The organism is Arsenophonus sp. PmNCSU2021_1 (assembly GCF_036919435.1).
Classification (GTDB): domain Bacteria; phylum Pseudomonadota; class Gammaproteobacteria; order Enterobacterales; family Enterobacteriaceae; genus Arsenophonus; species Arsenophonus nilaparvatae.
This window is the reverse complement of record NZ_JAZHPL010000001.1, coordinates 178,962-195,247: the sequence shown is the minus strand read 5'-3', so window position 1 is coordinate 195,247 and position 16,286 is coordinate 178,962. Positions and strand designations below refer to the sequence as shown.

Sequence of the window (16,286 nt, the reverse complement as noted above, 5' to 3'; positions counted from 1 at the left end):
CCGCAATCAAGATTGCTACCAATAGTAACATAGCCCAACTCTATCAATCATACTAAAAGTACGGCGAGTCAATTCTATTTCAACTTAACTAGCATAAAACCATTTTTGCCAACTAAGCAGAACTTTTTTACGTTGCTGTTCAAACTGAGAGACTAACACTTTACTGGGTAACGCCTGTAATGACAAATGATGCAAGGTATCTCGCATTTCAGTATAAATTTGAATTAACTTTTCAGCTTCCTCGGTAGGCATTACAGCATATTCAGCTAACATGGTAAAAATACGTACATTATCTGACCAACGGAGTAATGCTACATTGTCTGCGCAGTAACGTAATATCAGATATTGAGCAATAAATTCAATATCAGTTATACCACCAGGATCGGTTTTTAAATCAAAATATGCCTGCTGCCGATTAGCTTGATGCTGATACATTTTTTGTCGCATTTCAACGATCTGTTGACGTAATATCGTTTCTTCTCTTGGTATGAGCAGTGCTTCGCGTCGAATTCGATTAAACTCTTGTTCTAATGACGGTTCAGCGAAAATCGTTCGTGCTCGGATCAAAGCTTGATGCTCCCAGATCCATGCTTGCGTTTTCTGATAATCCTCGAATGATTGCAAAGTACTTACCAACATGCCAGATTCACCAGATGGACGCAAACGAGCATCTACCTGATAAAGAATACCCGATGAAGTTCGCGTACTAAAAAGATGAAGAATTTGCTGAGCTAATCGTAAATAAAACTGGCGAGCTTCGATTATGTGTCGCCCATCGGTAACAACACCCAATGGGCAATCAAACAAAAAAACCAAATCTAAATCAGAACCATAACCCAATTCAAAGCCACCTAGCTTACCATAACCAACCACTACAAAACCAGTTACAGCAGCTTGTTGTTGAGATAAATGAGCAGGTTTACCATAACGCTTAATTAACTTATTCCACGCCCGTCTTACCACTGCATCAATAATGGCTTCCGCTAAATAGGTTAAATGATCACTCACTTTCATAACAGTAAGAACACCAGAAATATCTTCTGCCGCAATGCGTAACAGCTGTGCTTGTTTAAATTGCCGCAATGCTTCAAGTTGCTGTTCATCATCATCTTCATCAATACGCAATAAATATTGTCTCAATTCATCGCGATAAGCCGTAACAGGTAAAGGCTGATATAGTGAGAAGGAATCGATTAATTCATCCAGTAACAACGGATGACTAGCTAATTGCTCAGCGATCATTGGGGAAGCCGCACAAAGACGGATCACATGGGTTAATACCTGTTCAGACTCTAAAATTAATTCTAAATAAGTTGTTCGGCTAACTATACTAAGTAGCAAAAGAATAATTCGTTGCAAAATACTATTAATATCATCTCTATGAGAGATTTTAGCTATCAATTTTGGCATCAATTGATCAAGAACATCACGACCACGGGGACCGATAGTTCGCTTAGCTAAATCTTGGTGAAATAGCCATAACTGTTTAATAATATTTTGCTTTTTTTCGTCATTAAATTCAGAAAATAGTGGGGGCAATTCACTTTCATTAGCAATTTGTTGCCAAAAATAGACAAAAAATGTTAACTCCGTATCATCGCTTTTCTCATCATCTTGGCCAATAATTTGCTTAAATATAGCGTGGACACTTTGCATTCTGACGATGAGTTGCTGATAAAACGCCGACCAATCGTCAAACCCCATCGCCCATGCCAGTCGAGCGGGATGTAAAGTTTGCTCAGGTAACGTCTGGCTTTGTTGATCATTAATCGATTGCAATATATTTTCTGCTCGACGCAAAAACAGATAATTATCCGTTAATTGCGTGACTTGCTCCTTTGTCAGCAATGAAAGCTCACCGATTGCAATCAATGTAGGTAACAAAGCCTGTGAGCGCAATTTAGGTTCACGACCACCTCGAATTAACTGAAAAACCTGGCCAATAAATTCGATTTCACGGATACCACCTGCACCCAATTTAATATTATTCTGCCAACCATGACGGCGTACTTCACGCGCTATCATGTTTTTCATATTACGCAACGATTGAATAACACTAAAATCGATATAACGTCGAAAAACAAAGGGGCGCAACATATTTTTTAATCCATCAGTATAAATTGAGCGATCATTACCTATCATGCGCATTTTGATCATGGCATAACGTTCCCAGTCGCGCCCCTGCTCCTGATAATAATCTTCTAAAGCAGCAAAACTAAAAACTAATGGTCCACTATCACCAAACGGACGTAGACGCATATCAACGCGATAGACAAAACCATCTATCGTTTTTTGCGTTAATAGGCTAATTAATTTTTGGCCTAATCGGGTAAAAAACTGGCCATTGTCCATCTGACGACGACCCCCTTGGGTAACTCCATTTTCAGGAAAGGCAAAAATCAAATCAACATCAGATGAAAAATTTAACTCTCCGCTGCCTAACTTACCCATAGCAAGGATCAACAATGGTTGTGGTTGCCCTAGGTTATCACAAGGTGTTCCCCAATTATGACAATACTGGACATACAACCAATCTCTCGCAGCGATGATTAACGTTTCGGCAAGCACACTCAGATGCTGCAATATTTGCGGCGTACTATCCTTATGTAATATCTGTAGCCACGCTATTCTAATCAGCATTTGATGGCGAAATTGCCTTAGGATCCGCTGCAACTCTTCCTCGGCAGTTATATTGGCTAGCTGTTCGATTAACCATTGATGATAATGTTGCCATTCGCCTATTTGCGGTGGCTGTTGACGTATAACCGTCCACCAGGCAGGATGGTTTTTGATCTGCAAGTAGGCAAAATCACTTAAGGCAAAAAATATTTTTTCCTGTGACGATAGAGGTAAAAGTTCAGGCGCGTAACGCTGAAAATCATCTACCACCCTTTGCGTCTGCTGAACCAAGATTGATGGCAGCAATTTCATAAAATGCCTTTCATTAGGATAGTGTTAAAGCCGTAAGCCATTGGGTAAAAGCAAGTTTGCAACGCAACCAATCCGCACTATAACAGAGTTGCTGGGGTTGAATATCCGCAGTAGCCAATAATGCCATTATTTTTTTTAATGGCGATGCTTGAACAAAATGAGGAATAGAATGAGAATAATGGACTAAAAATGCCTGTATCAATACCAGCAAATGACTCAAATTTTGCTTTGCTTGTGGCTGATTATCTAACCAACACTCTTCATAATGCTGCCAATACGCTAATAACTGGTTTAAGCCCTGTTCAATCGGCATAGTATGCCAGTTACAGTGTGGCAAAAAGTATTTAGTATCAATATAGTCGCTATGTTGAACTAACGAATAGCCTCGTTCAGCCTTACTTTTATTTGCTAAACGCAACCCTTCAATGTTAACAAACTCTTTTGCAAACGCTAACAGCTCGATCAATGTGCCCTTTTTTAGTTCCAGTTCAATTTCCATAATTGGTTTTTTTCTGGCACCGGCATAAATGCTACCTTGATCCAATACAATTTCAATTTCACTCCCCTGATAAGTAACAATCCATTTTTCACGAGAGAAATCAGTATAGAACAAGGTTGTTAACTGTGACTGTAAATGAGCAACATTGGTATTTTTTGGCGATATTTCGCGTGGAAATGCCAAAAGATTCAGCTCAGGTTTATTAATTTCTACATTATATTCAGGCCGTTGATGTAAACCACCAATAACCTTACCGGCAGTTTTTATCGTCATTTCATAACGACCATCACAACCGCGGATCCTTAACCCCATATCCCAGCGACGTAATTGATGATCCACTGTTTCAAAATAGATATTTGACAGTTTATGTAAGGAGAAATGTGTATAGCGAAAACATATTATTTTTTCACGGATCCGCTTAATAGCTTCCGGGAGAACAGATAATTTTAATTCAATTTCTAGCTGACGCATATTTAGTCCAGATTTTCGGATATTTCTCCCCCGAAGGATAAACGTTTCTATTTTTATTTATACTGTCTAGACGCATACTTAATGTAGATTGTTATTTTTTCTATTTACTCTGTCGCTGATTAAAAACGGACAGTTTCATGACTAACGATATAAAGGAGTTTTAAGTTTAACATAAATAAGCCAGAAAACAGCAGCCAAAGCGTGATTCATTTTTCCTTACTAACAGTAAAAAATTTTTTCTAAAAACAAACAATTCTAATATTAATTAAGTCTATATTAATAACTAAACACCAGAAAAATAACTAACAAAGAATTTTATTCTATGGTTTTTACCTGAAAATAATAAAAAATGAAATATTATTAATAATGGCAAATCAATTAAAAGAATTATTATTTTACCTTTTTAGATTTGCATCAATACATTTAACGCATTAGTATCAGCTAATAGCACTTTTTTCACAGTTTGAAGATAGTTGAATACAATGAGAAAATTTCCTTTATTTATCTTAGCATTGATAGGATTTAACCTGCCAATGACAACTCAAGCAGAAGAAACGCTTTATGTTTCTGATGAACTGCCTACCTTTATCCATCGAGGACCTGGAACCGATTATCGCATTATTGGTAGCCTTAAAAGTGGTGATCAAGTTCAGTTATTGAACACAGATGCTGAAACCGGCTACGCCCAAGTTCGTGATTATAAAGGACGAGTTGCTTGGTTACCCAAAAATCAACTCAGCAAAACACCCAGTGTAAAAGCACGTATTCCCTTACTTGAAAAGGAAAATCAAGAATTACGTGAAAAATTGACCAGCATTGATAGTAACTGGAATAATCAAACCAGTGAAATGCAAAGCAAAGTGGCAGCCAGTGATCAAACTATTGCTAATCTAACCGCAGAAAACGAAAAACTGAAAAATGAGTTAATCCGCTCAGGAAAAAAATTAGAGATTGCACAAATCAATCTTGATAATAATCGCCGTGAGCTCATTTTACAGTGGTTTATGTATGGCGGTGGCGTTGCCGGTGCAGGTTTAATTTTTGGTTTATTATTACCTCATCTCATCCCACGACGTAAAAAACGTAATGAACGCTGGATGAATTAAAAAAATACCATGCAGATTTATCTTGTTGGGGGCGCGGTAAGAGATCAGCTATTAGGGTTGCCTGTTTCTGATCGTGACTGGGTAGTAGTCGGAGCTACCCCAGATGATTTAATCAAATTAGGTTTCCAGCAAGTAGGTAAGGATTTTCCCGTTTTTTCTCCATCCAAAAACACGTGAAGAGTATGCCCTGGCTCGTACAGAACGCAAAACGGGTGTTGGCTATACCGGTTTTTCTTGCTATGCCGCACCTGATGTCACGATAGAAGAGGATCTGTTACGTCGAGATTTGACCATCAATGCGATTGCGCAAACTGAAGATGGCCAACTGATTGATCCTTACCATGGTGAACGGGATATAAAAAATCGCCTATTACGCCACGTTTCCGCTGCTTTTGCCGAAGATCCTTTGCGAATACTCAGAGTGGCACGTTTTGCTGCTCGGCTAGCTAACCAAAAATTTACTATTGCCAATGAAACACATTCGTTGATAAAAAAAATGGTTTTTAATCATGAGCTTAGTACAATTAGCGCAGAAAGAGTGTGGGGAGAAACGGAAAAAGCACTACAATCATTATCGCCTGAAATCTATTTTCGTGTCTTATATGATTGTGGCGCGCTAGCTATTCTTTTTCCTGAAATTAATCAATTATTTGGCACACCGGCAGCGGCAAAATCACATCCCGAAATAGATACCGGAATACATACGCTTTTAACCTTAAAGGTAGCGGCCTCATTAACTGACAATGTCGAAACTCGCTTCGCTGCTCTCTGCCATGACTTTGGTAAAGCGCTGACCCCATCTGAACAATGTCCCGCTCATGACGATTATGTTAGCAAAGGTATTTCGCTAATTGAGGCTATGTGCAATCGACTACGTATTCCTAATAGAATGAAAGAATTAGCTAAATTAGTGGCTCGTTTTCATCAACAAATCCACCAAATTCATCAGTTAACACCAGAAACTGTTATTAATCTATTTAATCAATTAGATAGTTGGCGCAAGCCGGAGCGTATCAATCAATTAGTCATCGCCTGTGAAGCAGATACCCGCGGCCGGATAGGGCGAGAGCATATCACTTATCCACAACAAGCTAAATTTGTTATTGAAGCGTTTAAGACTGTACAACAAGTATCAAGCAAAGATCTTATTGAGCAGGGTATAACGGGGATCGCGATCAGGGATGAGCTTAACCGAAAACGTATCCAAACATTAACTGACTGGTGGCAGCAACAAACCATTCTACCGATTTAAGCTAACCTAAACAGATTTTGTCCGCTCTATAATCACACCAACCTGCTTAGCCTGCGCCACCGCACCTGGCTTACAAACTTTAACGCGGACCCAACAACTATTGAACTGATTTAAAATAATATCAGCAATCTCCTGCGCAACCCGTTCTATCAATGCAAATTTTTGTGTTTCTATATGTTTAATTACCACTTGGCTAACCTGCGCATAATCTAAACAATTTTCCACTTGATCACTTTTGGCTGCCCGCTGATTATCCCATCCCATCTCAATATCGAGCAACAATTTCTGTTGGATCGTTTGTTCCCAATCATAAGCACCAATGGTTGTGAATACTGATAACTGTTCAATAAATATAATGTCCATTTAACCTTCTCTCATTTTTTAATTGCGATAAATAATCGCTTTCCAGATACTTCTCTATTATCATTGACAAAAATGGCCCAATGATCACTCATTTTAGTAAAATTTGCGGCAATAATAGGAGATTAACGACTATCATGCTGACAGATTTTGCAAAAAAACCAAAAAGTTGAAAAATAATTCACTATAACTAAAAAATAAATTTAGCAAAGATATTCCTTAGTTTCACTAACAACTATACTGTATATTTTATTAATGATCTGATATCCCTATGATCTTTAAAACACGGTATGCAAATAATACTTCGATAAAATACATGTATTATTAATGCGTTAAGTTAAAAAGGTCTTGATTATTTGGAGTAATGATATGAGTGCAATCGCACTTGGCATGATTATCTTCGCTTATCTCTGTGGTTCAATCTCCAGCGCCGTCTTGATCTGCCGATTGATAGGTCTTCCTGATCCCAGACGCCATGGTTCCGAGAATCCTGGAGCAACCAACGTGTTACGCATTGGTGGAAAAGCGGCTGCTTTAGCTGTGCTCATTTGCGACATCCTAAAAGGGATGATCCCAGTATGGCTAGCCTATTATTTAAATATTCCTCCTTTTTACCTTGGAATTATTGCCATTGCCGCCTGTTTGGGCCATATTTACCCCATTTTCTTTGGTTTTAAAGGTGGAAAAGGCGTTGCTACTGCTTTTGGCTCAATTGTTGCCATTGGCTGGGGGTTATCTGGCGTTGTCGCAGGTAACTGGCTACTGACTGTACTACTCAGTGGATATTCATCATTAGGAGCTATTGTCACTGCTCTATTAGCTCCCTTCTATGTTTGGTGGTTTAAACCGGAATTCACCTTCCCGGTTGCGATGCTTTCATGTCTCATACTCTTTCGCCATCATGATAACATTCAGCGTCTGTGGAGAGGCCAAGAAAGCCGTATATGGCAAAAAATAAAGAAAAAAAGCGAAAAAACAAATAAAGAACTGATTCAAGCCACTAAAAAGCAAGAAAAAAATGATTAACTACTGATTACTGTGTTAATTTTTAGACTTTAAGTCGATTTATGCACAGTTGTTGTTGCTAACGGTGATAAATCTGCTAGTGGCCAACGTGCTTTCACGTTGATATCCAGGCTATTACTTACGCTATTTTTTAAACGGATCATGCCGGCCAGTGCTATCATTGCGCCATTATCAGTACAAAATTCTGGTCGAGCATAAAAAACCTGGCCGCCAATTTTTGTTATCGATTCTGCCATTTTTAGCCGTAAGGTACGATTTGCACTTACACCACCTGCCATAACCAAACGCTTAGAACCCGTTTGTTCTAAAGCACGTTTACATTTGATCACTAATGTATCCACAACAGCATCTTCAAATGCCCGAGCAATATCAGCAGCGGTTTGTTGATCCATACTATTATTACGAATGGTATTGGCAGCAAAAGTTTTTAACCCTGAGAAACTAAAATCCAGTCCCGGGCGGTCTGTCATCGGACGAGGAAATACAAAACAGCCAGCCTGTCCCTGCCCTGCCATCAATGAGAGTGCTGGCCCGCCCGGATAATCCAAACCTAATAATTTTGCTGTCTTATCAAAAGCTTCACCCGCAGCATCATCAATTGATTCGCCTAATAACTGATATTGACCAATCGCTATTACATTAATTAACTGAGTATGCCCACCAGAGACCAATAATGCTACAAAAGGGAATTCAGGACTATTTTCTTCCAGCATTGGCGCCAGTAGATGCCCTTCCATGTGATGAATAGGAATAGCCGGCACTTGCCAAGCAAATGCTAATGAACGCCCGATTGTTGCTCCCACCAATAAAGCACCGATCAAACCAGGACCCGCGGTATAAGCAACCGCATCAATATCACCAGCAGTTGAATCCGCTTGTTGTAGTGCCGCTTTAATTAAAGGAATTGTTTTACGAATATGATCGCGAGAAGCTAATTCAGGCACCACTCCGCCATAATCGGCATGTAATTTTACCTGGCTATATAATTGATTGGCTAATAAACCTAATTGATCATCATAAATCGCGATACCCGTTTCATCGCAAGATGTTTCTATACCTAAAACACGCATATATTACTCACCACCTTAGCTAATATCGCAAGTTTATCACTATTTATGTAAAAAAGGTGCAACTTCTCAGCAAATAAATAACTGTCTATCTGGATTAAATCAGTTATAATTAATATAAATAATTTGTAGGGCTTATTCATTATCATCTAGACTATGCCAACTATTTTGTTATTAAAAATAAATAATTGGGTGATTTTGTGCGTTTCGTTTTTATACAGCACTTTACAAAGCCCTACACATTGAAGTAAAATTCAGCACCATTTTAAAGACAGCTGGCTATGATATTGCTAGCAAAAACCGATTTTTTTGAGGTGAAAGGCACATGCCGGTAATTAAAGTACGTGAAAACGAGCCATTTGACGTAGCACTACGTCGTTTTAAGCGTTCTTGCGAAAAAGCAGGAATATTAGCTGAAGTGCGCCGTCGTGAGTTCTATGAGAAACCAACGACTGTACGTAAACGTGACAAAGCATCAGCAGTAAAGCGCCACTCTAAAAAATTGGCTCGCGAGAGCGCACGTCGTACTCGTTTGTACTAATTGCTACGGTTCAACAATCGTAACAATTCGACAGCAGTGATTAAGTGATTACAAGAAGGCCGTGCTTTCTAACAGGAAGCACGGCTTGTTATCTTTCATCAATGAAGAGTTTATGGCTGGACGAATCCCGCGTACATTTATCAATGATTTATTGGCCAGAACCGATATCGTTGATCTTATTGATACTAAAATGCCGCTAAAAAAGCAAGGCAAAAACTATCACGCGTGTTGTCCATTTCATAATGAAAAAACGCCCTCATTTACAGTTAATGGCGATAAACAATTTTATCACTGTTTTGGCTGTGGCGCTCATGGTAATGCCATTGATTTTTTGATGAACTATGACAAGCTTGATTTTGTCGAAACGATTGAAGAACTGGCTACCATGCACGGACTGGAAATTCCTTATGAAACCGGCAACAGTTCAAACCAAATAGAGCGGCATCAGCGACAAAATCTTTATCAATTAATGGATGAAATTAATCAATTTTATCAACATTTATTGAATAAATTAGACTCGCAGAGTGCAAAACAATATTTAATACAGCGCGGCTTAAGTGATGAAGTTATTTATCGCTTTTCTATCGGTTTTGCCCCAAGCGGCTGGGACAACCTACTCAAGCATTTCGCTAAACACGCTGATAGCCATAAACAGCTAGATGCTGCTGGTATGTTAGTTACCAATAATAATGGCCGCACTTACGATCGCTTTCGTGAACGTATAATGTTTCCAATCCGGGATCGTAGAGGACGTGTCGTAGCATTTGGTGGCCGTGTTTTAGATGACACATTACCAAAATATCTCAATTCACCAGAAACTGAGATTTTTCATAAAGGCCGTCAATTATACGGCTTATATGAAGCAACACAAAATAATCTGGCACTTTCTAAACTATTAGTTGTCGAAGGTTATATGGATGTTGTCGCTCTGGCGCAATTTGGTATTAATTATGCCGTAGCGTCATTAGGTACATCAACCACGGCAGAGCATATCCAGTTACTTTTTCGGACAACAGATACGGTTATTTGTTGTTATGATGGGGATAAAGCTGGTCGCGAAGCCGCATGGCGAACGCTTGAAACGGCACTTCCCTATTTGAGTGATGGCCGCCAACTACAATTTATGTTTTTACCTGATGGCGAGGATCCTGATTCACTAATACGCAAAGAAGGTAAAACAAATTTTGAACAACGGATGGATAAATCCCACTCTTTGTCTACATTTTTGTTTGATACATTGCTTGCACAAGTTGATTTAAGCAGTCATGAAGGTAAAGCAAAATTCAATCGTCTTGCTATCCCTTTAATTAAAAAAGTGCCTGGTGATACTTTACAGTTATATTTGGCACAAGAATTAGGTAATTTTATTGGTATTCCTGATACTTCGCGTATTTTTGCCATGATCGAAAAAGGATCGGCGGAAAAAACAAATTATCAGACACCAAAAATTAAACCGACAACAATGCGAATATTGATCGCATTATTGGTACAAAATCCAAATTTTGTCAGCCTAATTCCTACTCTTGATGGAATTAAGCACTCACAATTACCAGGATTAGCGCTGTTTTTAGAGTTAGTTGAACTTTGTCAATCTCATCCTGGCATAAATACTGGTCAATTATTGGAATGCTATCGTAATAATAAATTTGTTAAACAACTTGAAAAACTGGCAACTTGGAACGATATAGAGATAGAAGAGATAGCGGAAAAAATGTTCAAGGATGCGTTGGAGCATTTATTTATTACCGCGCTTGATGAAAGGTTCGCATTTCTGATGGCAAAAGAGCGAACAGAAGGCTTAACCAGTGAAGAACGTGAAGAAGTTCGTTTAATTACTGTTGCAAGAATAAAGCAGTAATCTTGAAAAAGTAAAAAACATCCGGCTTAAGTGCCGTATAACGTAGGGCAAGCGCCTGTAAGTTGCCATGATGTAAAGGGCATGGCACATAAAATAATTAAATTCCCTTTAATTTTATTGTTGGCTGACTTGTTTTCGCCGACCAACACCAACCCAAATTATGAAGTGTGGATACCCTCTTATGGAGCAAAACCCGCAGTCACAGCTGAAGCTACTAGTTACCAAAGGTAAAGAGCAAGGCTACCTGACCTATGCTGAGGTCAACGACCATCTGCCGGAAGATATCGTCGATTCAGATCAGATAGAAGATATCATCCAAATGATTAATGATATGGGCATTCAAGTGATGGAAGAAGCGCCTGATGCCGACGATCTTATTCTGGCAGAAACTGATACTGACGATGATGCTGTTGAGGCTGCTGCCCAGGTATTATCCAGTGTTGAAAGTGAAATAGGCCGCACAACAGATCCTGTGCGGATGTATATGCGTGAAATGGGCACCGTAGAACTACTGACCCGTGAAGGTGAAATCGATATCGCTAAACGCATCGAAGATGGCATTAATCAGGTTCAGTGTTCTGTTGCTGAATATCCTGAGGCTATCGCTTATCTATTAGACCAATACGAACGTGTTGAAAAAGGTGAAATCCGCCTATCTGATATTATTACCGGCTTCGTTGATCCAAACGCCGAAGAGGATTTAGCACCGACAGCAACACATATCGGTTCAGTGTTACCGGAAGAAGCCTTAAATGATGACGAAGATAAAGACGAAGACGACGATAGTGACGACAGTGATGAAAACAATGTCGATCCAGAACTCGCTCGACAGAAATTTTCAGAACTTCGTGAGCAATATGAACGTACGTCCATTGAAATCCAAAAAAGTGGCCGTAACCATGCTAATTCAGTAGCAGAAATCGAGCAGTTGTCTGAGATTTTCAAACAGTTCCGTTTAGTACCAAAACATTTTGATTATTTAGTGAACAATATGCGTGATATGATGGAACGTGTTCGTTCTCAAGAACGTCTCATCATGAAACTCTGTATTGAACAATGCAAGATGCCGAAGAAAAACTTCATTACCCTATTCTCAGGTAATGAAACCAATGGTAATTGGTTAGCTGCGGCAAAAGCAATGAATAAACCCTGGTCTGAAAAATTAGTTCAAGTCGAAGAAGATATACAACGCTCGTTGCAAAAACTACAACAAATTGAAGAAGAGACTGGTTTAACCATTGAACAGGTTAAAGATATTAACCGCCGAATGTCTATTGGTGAAGCAAAAGCGCGTCGAGCGAAAAAAGAGATGGTTGAAGCTAACTTACGGTTAGTTATCTCTATTGCTAAAAAATATACCAATCGTGGCCTTCAATTCCTTGATCTGATCCAGGAAGGTAACATTGGTCTAATGAAAGCGGTTGATAAATTTGAATACCGTCGTGGCTATAAGTTTTCAACTTATGCAACCTGGTGGATCCGACAGGCGATCACCCGTTCAATTGCTGATCAGGCGCACACAATTCGTATTCCAGTGCACATGATCGAAACGATCAACAAATTGAACCGCATTTCTCGCCAAATGTTACAGGAAATGGGTCGTGAACCCTCGCCTGAAGAATTGGCAGAACGCATGTTAATGCCTGAGGATAAAATCCGTAAAGTACTAAAAATTGCTAAAGAACCTATCTCGATGGAAACACCTATTGGCGATGATGAAGATTCACATCTTGGTGATTTCATTGAAGATACTACTCTAGAGTTACCGTTAGACTCTGCTACCTCGGAAAGTCTAAGATCAGCTACCCACGAAGTTCTAGCTGGCTTAACGACCCGTGAAGCAAAAGTTCTGCGCATGCGCTTTGGTATTGATATGAATACGGATCACACGCTAGAGGAAGTGGGTAAACAGTTTGATGTTACTCGCGAGCGGATCCGACAAATAGAAGCAAAAGCGTTACGTAAACTGCGCCATCCAAGTCGTTCAGAAGTGTTACGTAGTTTCCTGGATGAATAACGCTTATTTATCTTTAGAGTAATAAAAAGCACCTCTAGATAGGTGCTTTTTTATTGATAGTTATGTTAACTCAGCAGATCATTAATAAAAGTTTTAGCTACTGTAATTAGATAACATGGTAAAAACGCTAACAAAATGTTGCCTAAACACCCTCGATTCAATTTCCAATCTGATATTTAGTTATCCATCAATATTAATTATTGCCAGTTATAGAGCAGAAATGGTTGTTTTAATTGCACTGATGTCGTCGATAATTGTCGCCACCGCTAGCTGCTGGCCGTTAGTGATAAATCCGTTGCCTACAAAGACAAGCAAAATCTGTGGCTTTAGAATAGCAAAAACCACTCATAGGAGAGTGGTATCAATTGGCTGCTATTATAGCTAAAATTTGGTGGCCCCTGCTGGATTTGAACCAGCGACCAAGCGATTATGAGTCGCCTGCTCTAACCACTGAGCCAAGGGGCCTAAGTGGGGTGCATTATACGTGCTGTTTTAGTGCGGGTCTAGTCTTTATAAATCATATGCTTGTTTTATAAACAAAATAAGTGAAATTAATGATTTTGCTGTGTGTAATTTATTTATTAACTATTTCAGTTTAAATTCATGGCCAATAACTGAACAAAAATAACTTATTGATAAATTTGCATTCAAAAGTTAACAGCCAAGTTATGGATAAAATATAAACTAACTCATTAGGAAATCTGCAAAAGTCTATTGATAGAATTTAAGTATTGATAATAGGTTATAAGCATAATTGATGTTGAACAACATCAAGAAAATAAATATGAATATTAAAAAGCTTATACGTCTTATCTTATAAGAAATAACGATCTGGATAAAATAAATAATCTAATTAATATAAATTATTGTATTGCATTATTATGTTGAATTTAAAGAAAAAATTAGAAAAATTATATAGTATAAATTCGATATATCTGATTATATATCAATACTAATAACATATTCAGTAATATTAATATATATCTATTGTTGTAATACCATTAATCAAAAATAAGCCAATTGCACTTATTTTAAATTTAATACTATTAGGGAAATAGGAAGTATGGCATATATAAATATGGATCCCAATCGTTGTTCAATGTTTACTAATTACGCAATAAATATTAACCCGATAGAAGGAAAAGAATTAGCGACGTCACCGAAAAGCTTATTTGAACATATTATAAACTTTTTTACCCTAGGCGGGGTGGAAAGAAAATTATCTAAACAATACGATAATTTCATGCAAACAATGACCACCGCACTAGAAGAAAAAATTGCCAATTCAAATTATTATCATATTCCTAAAGAACTCAAATTTAATTTTGATGGTTGCACGGTAGCTATTAAACCCTCTGAATATCATTCAGACAAATTATCTGTTACCGTTGAAGGACAAACAGGAGAGAGTTTTACTTCAGATATTGATGTAAAAGGATTTAAAAATACCGCCACTTTAATGTTATTAAACAATAGGGTTGATCCAAACATATTTATAAAGGAAGGAAAGATTCATTTATTAAATACAGATCTATCTGCCAGAATTTTAGAAGGAATTGATTTAAGCGAGGCATATTTTTCAAATGTAAATCTAAACGGAACAGACTTATCCGACGCCAATCTGCAAAACACGAATATTATAAATACAACATTTGATAATGCAAAATTAATTGAAGCAAATTTAAACGACGCAAAAATTGAAAAAACGACATTCAAATATGCAAAATTAGATTCAGCATTATTAGAAAGAGCCTCTATAGCTGGCGCTAATTTTGATCACGCAACACTTACTCGCGTAAACATGGTCGATGCAACCATTCAAAACACGACATTCAATCATGCAGTATTAGACTCAGCATTGTTAGTAAGAGCTACCATAGCGGGCACTAATCTGGATGACGCAACATTTATTAAGGCTGACTTGAGTAATGCAAAACTGGCCAGATTAAAACTACCCAACGGAGAAATTAAAGCCACTACATCACGAGTTTCGCAATCTCCAAAAAAGAAGTATAAATTTAAAAACAAGAAAAAATCAGGGTGTTCATATTTTGTCGGGTTATCCATGTATTAAAGATATCTATAAAACATTCTTACAAGTAAGCAGTTTAAGATACTCTGGTTTAGCGTTATCAGAAGTAAGCCCATCGCCTTTATCTCATGACACTGTTAGCCGATGGCTAAAAAGTAGATGTTTTAGACCTAAAGACCTATGGCGATTAGTTGAACCTTCTATAGACAAAAAAAGCCCTTGCGTACTAATTGCCGATGATACATTGATTGCCAAAACACGTAGTAAAAAAATAGTGATGGTCCATTATCAATATTCAGGTAATGAACATGAGGTTATTGCTGGCATAGGTTTAGTTAATTTGCTTTGGCATGATCTGACGAAGGTTGAATCAATTCCTATCAATTATCGGATTTATGATAAAGATTCTGATGGAAAAACAAAAAACACGCACTTTTCCGAAATGCTCACTCTTGCTAAAAAAAGAGGGATCATGCCAGAAGCCGTAGTGATGGATGCTTGGTATTCTAGCCTGGATAACCTGAAATCAATTCGCTCTCATGGTTGGATCTGGGTAACCACGCTGAGGAAAAATAGGATTGTTAACCATAACAAACAACTGAACAAGTTAGACATCTCAGAAGAAGGAACGTCAATACACTTGCGAGGATATGGTTGGGTAACCGTTTTCAAATTTACAGCCAAAAACGGCCGTATTGATTACATAGTAACAAACAAAGAGAATCCCACCCGTCAATACCTCAAATCTATCATGGATGCCCGTTGGTCTGTTGAAGTTTATCATCGAGAAGTTAAACAAAACTGTGGTATTGAACGCTGTCAGGCTCGCACGAGCCGAGCGCAAAGAAATCATATTTTTCTCGCTATTTCTGCGTGGTTTGAACAACATAAACGTCGTATATCTGAAAAAATAACCCTTTATCAACAAAATTGGGACGTAATCAAAAGTGCTATTACTGAGCAAATCCGTGTTTTATTAGCGTGCCCAAATTAGTTTTGTGCGAAACTCGTGCAAAAGAGAATTTCTGGCAGACATTAATATAGCTACCAAAAAGATTGAAGAGAAAGCAAAAAAAATAAAAAAACAAGTTCAATAAACTACTCCATTGAAAACAGGTAAATCTTA

The 16,286-nt window shown here is 38.1% G+C and carries 11 protein-coding genes, 1 tRNA gene and 1 pseudogene; 8 read left to right on the top strand and 5 right to left on the bottom strand.

Annotated elements, in window-relative coordinates; genetic code table 11:
• Positions 1 to 84: 84 nt before the first annotated feature.
• Together glnE and V3224_RS01215 are read right to left on the bottom strand one after the other, a co-directional pair.
• Positions 85 to 2,931, bottom strand: a complete 2,847-nt coding sequence (gene glnE / locus V3224_RS01220; protein ID WP_334468001.1) for a bifunctional [glutamate--ammonia ligase]-adenylyl-L-tyrosine phosphorylase/[glutamate--ammonia-ligase] adenylyltransferase — start codon at positions 2,929 to 2,931, stop codon at positions 85 to 87.
• Between the two features lie 13 nt (positions 2,932 to 2,944).
• The gene (locus V3224_RS01215; RefSeq protein WP_334467999.1) at positions 2,945 to 3,901 is read right to left on the bottom strand and encodes a CYTH domain-containing protein; all 957 of its coding nucleotides are present in this window, start codon (positions 3,899 to 3,901) and stop codon (positions 2,945 to 2,947) included.
• Positions 3,902 to 4,383: 482 nt separating this feature from the next.
• Between V3224_RS01215 and V3224_RS01210 the strand changes: the two genes are divergently transcribed.
• Positions 4,384 to 5,007, top strand: a complete 624-nt coding sequence (locus V3224_RS01210; protein WP_032114518.1) for a TIGR04211 family SH3 domain-containing protein — start codon at positions 4,384 to 4,386, stop codon at positions 5,005 to 5,007.
• A gap of 9 nt (positions 5,008 to 5,016) precedes the next feature.
• Positions 5,017 to 6,259 (top strand): annotated as a pseudogene (locus V3224_RS01205) (multifunctional CCA addition/repair protein).
• A gap of 6 nt (positions 6,260 to 6,265) precedes the next feature.
• Here the strand turns inward: V3224_RS01205 and folB are convergent.
• The gene (folB, locus tag V3224_RS01200; protein ID WP_032114516.1) at positions 6,266 to 6,622 is read right to left on the bottom strand and encodes a bifunctional dihydroneopterin aldolase/7,8-dihydroneopterin epimerase; all 357 of its coding nucleotides are present in this window, start codon (positions 6,620 to 6,622) and stop codon (positions 6,266 to 6,268) included.
• Between the two features lie 366 nt (positions 6,623 to 6,988).
• On the opposite strand from folB, the gene plsY reads away from it, so the two are divergent.
• Positions 6,989 to 7,645, top strand: coding sequence for a glycerol-3-phosphate 1-O-acyltransferase PlsY (gene plsY, locus V3224_RS01195; RefSeq protein ID WP_334467995.1), 657 nt, complete (start codon positions 6,989 to 6,991; stop codon positions 7,643 to 7,645).
• Positions 7,646 to 7,674: 29 nt separating this feature from the next.
• Here the strand turns inward: plsY and tsaD are convergent, their stop codons facing one another.
• Positions 7,675 to 8,715 carry a tRNA (adenosine(37)-N6)-threonylcarbamoyltransferase complex transferase subunit TsaD gene (gene tsaD / locus V3224_RS01190; protein WP_334467994.1) on the bottom strand — a complete coding sequence of 347 codons (1,041 nt, stop codon included), beginning with the start codon at positions 8,713 to 8,715 and terminating at the stop codon, positions 7,675 to 7,677.
• A 322-nt stretch (positions 8,716 to 9,037) separates the two neighbouring features.
• Between tsaD and rpsU the strand changes: the two genes are divergently transcribed.
• The 3 genes from rpsU (at position 9,038) to rpoD (ending at position 13,128) form a co-directional block, all read left to right on the top strand.
• Positions 9,038 to 9,253, top strand: a complete 216-nt coding sequence (rpsU, locus tag V3224_RS01185; RefSeq protein WP_334467993.1) for a 30S ribosomal protein S21 — start codon at positions 9,038 to 9,040, stop codon at positions 9,251 to 9,253.
• Positions 9,254 to 9,365: 112 nt separating this feature from the next.
• Positions 9,366 to 11,111, top strand: a complete 1,746-nt coding sequence (gene dnaG / locus V3224_RS01180; RefSeq protein WP_334468094.1) for a DNA primase — start codon at positions 9,366 to 9,368, stop codon at positions 11,109 to 11,111.
• Positions 11,112 to 11,292: 181 nt separating this feature from the next.
• Positions 11,293 to 13,128, top strand: coding sequence for an RNA polymerase sigma factor RpoD (gene rpoD, locus V3224_RS01175; protein WP_334467991.1), 1,836 nt, complete (start codon positions 11,293 to 11,295; stop codon positions 13,126 to 13,128).
• A 389-nt stretch (positions 13,129 to 13,517) separates the two neighbouring features.
• Here the strand turns inward: rpoD and V3224_RS01170 are convergent.
• Positions 13,518 to 13,593, bottom strand: a tRNA-Ile gene (locus V3224_RS01170).
• A gap of 598 nt (positions 13,594 to 14,191) precedes the next feature.
• On the opposite strand from V3224_RS01170, the gene V3224_RS01165 reads away from it, so the two are divergent.
• Both V3224_RS01165 and V3224_RS01160 read left to right on the top strand, forming a co-directional pair.
• Positions 14,192 to 15,202, top strand: coding sequence for a pentapeptide repeat-containing protein (locus V3224_RS01165; protein ID WP_334467990.1), 1,011 nt, complete (start codon positions 14,192 to 14,194; stop codon positions 15,200 to 15,202).
• Positions 15,180 to 16,154: an IS701 family transposase gene (locus V3224_RS01160; RefSeq protein ID WP_334467989.1), complete on the top strand. Its 975-nt coding sequence runs from the start codon at positions 15,180 to 15,182 to the stop codon at positions 16,152 to 16,154. The genes V3224_RS01165 and V3224_RS01160 overlap by 23 nt, the downstream gene beginning before the upstream one ends.
• Positions 16,155 to 16,286 lie beyond the last annotated feature (132 nt).

What these genes read in the sequence shown, in the direction of transcription:
- tsaD (WP_334467994.1), bottom strand. Translation starts at nt 8,715, where the DNA reads ATGCGTGTTTTAGGTATAGAAACATCTTGCGATGAAACGGGTATCGCG.
- rpsU (WP_334467993.1), top strand. Translation starts at nt 9,038, where the DNA reads ATGCCGGTAATTAAAGTACGTGAAAACGAGCCATTTGACGTAGCACTA.
- dnaG (WP_334468094.1), top strand. Translation starts at nt 9,366, where the DNA reads ATGGCTGGACGAATCCCGCGTACATTTATCAATGATTTATTGGCCAGA.
- plsY (WP_334467995.1), top strand. Translation starts at nt 6,989, where the DNA reads ATGAGTGCAATCGCACTTGGCATGATTATCTTCGCTTATCTCTGTGGT.
- glnE (WP_334468001.1), bottom strand. Translation starts at nt 2,931, where the DNA reads ATGAAATTGCTGCCATCAATCTTGGTTCAGCAGACGCAAAGGGTGGTA.
- V3224_RS01210 (WP_032114518.1), top strand. Translation starts at nt 4,384, where the DNA reads ATGAGAAAATTTCCTTTATTTATCTTAGCATTGATAGGATTTAACCTG.
- rpoD (WP_334467991.1), top strand. Translation starts at nt 11,293, where the DNA reads ATGGAGCAAAACCCGCAGTCACAGCTGAAGCTACTAGTTACCAAAGGT.
- V3224_RS01215 (WP_334467999.1), bottom strand. Translation starts at nt 3,901, where the DNA reads ATGCGTCAGCTAGAAATTGAATTAAAATTATCTGTTCTCCCGGAAGCT.
- V3224_RS01165 (WP_334467990.1), top strand. Translation starts at nt 14,192, where the DNA reads ATGGCATATATAAATATGGATCCCAATCGTTGTTCAATGTTTACTAAT.
- folB (WP_032114516.1), bottom strand. Translation starts at nt 6,622, where the DNA reads ATGGACATTATATTTATTGAACAGTTATCAGTATTCACAACCATTGGT.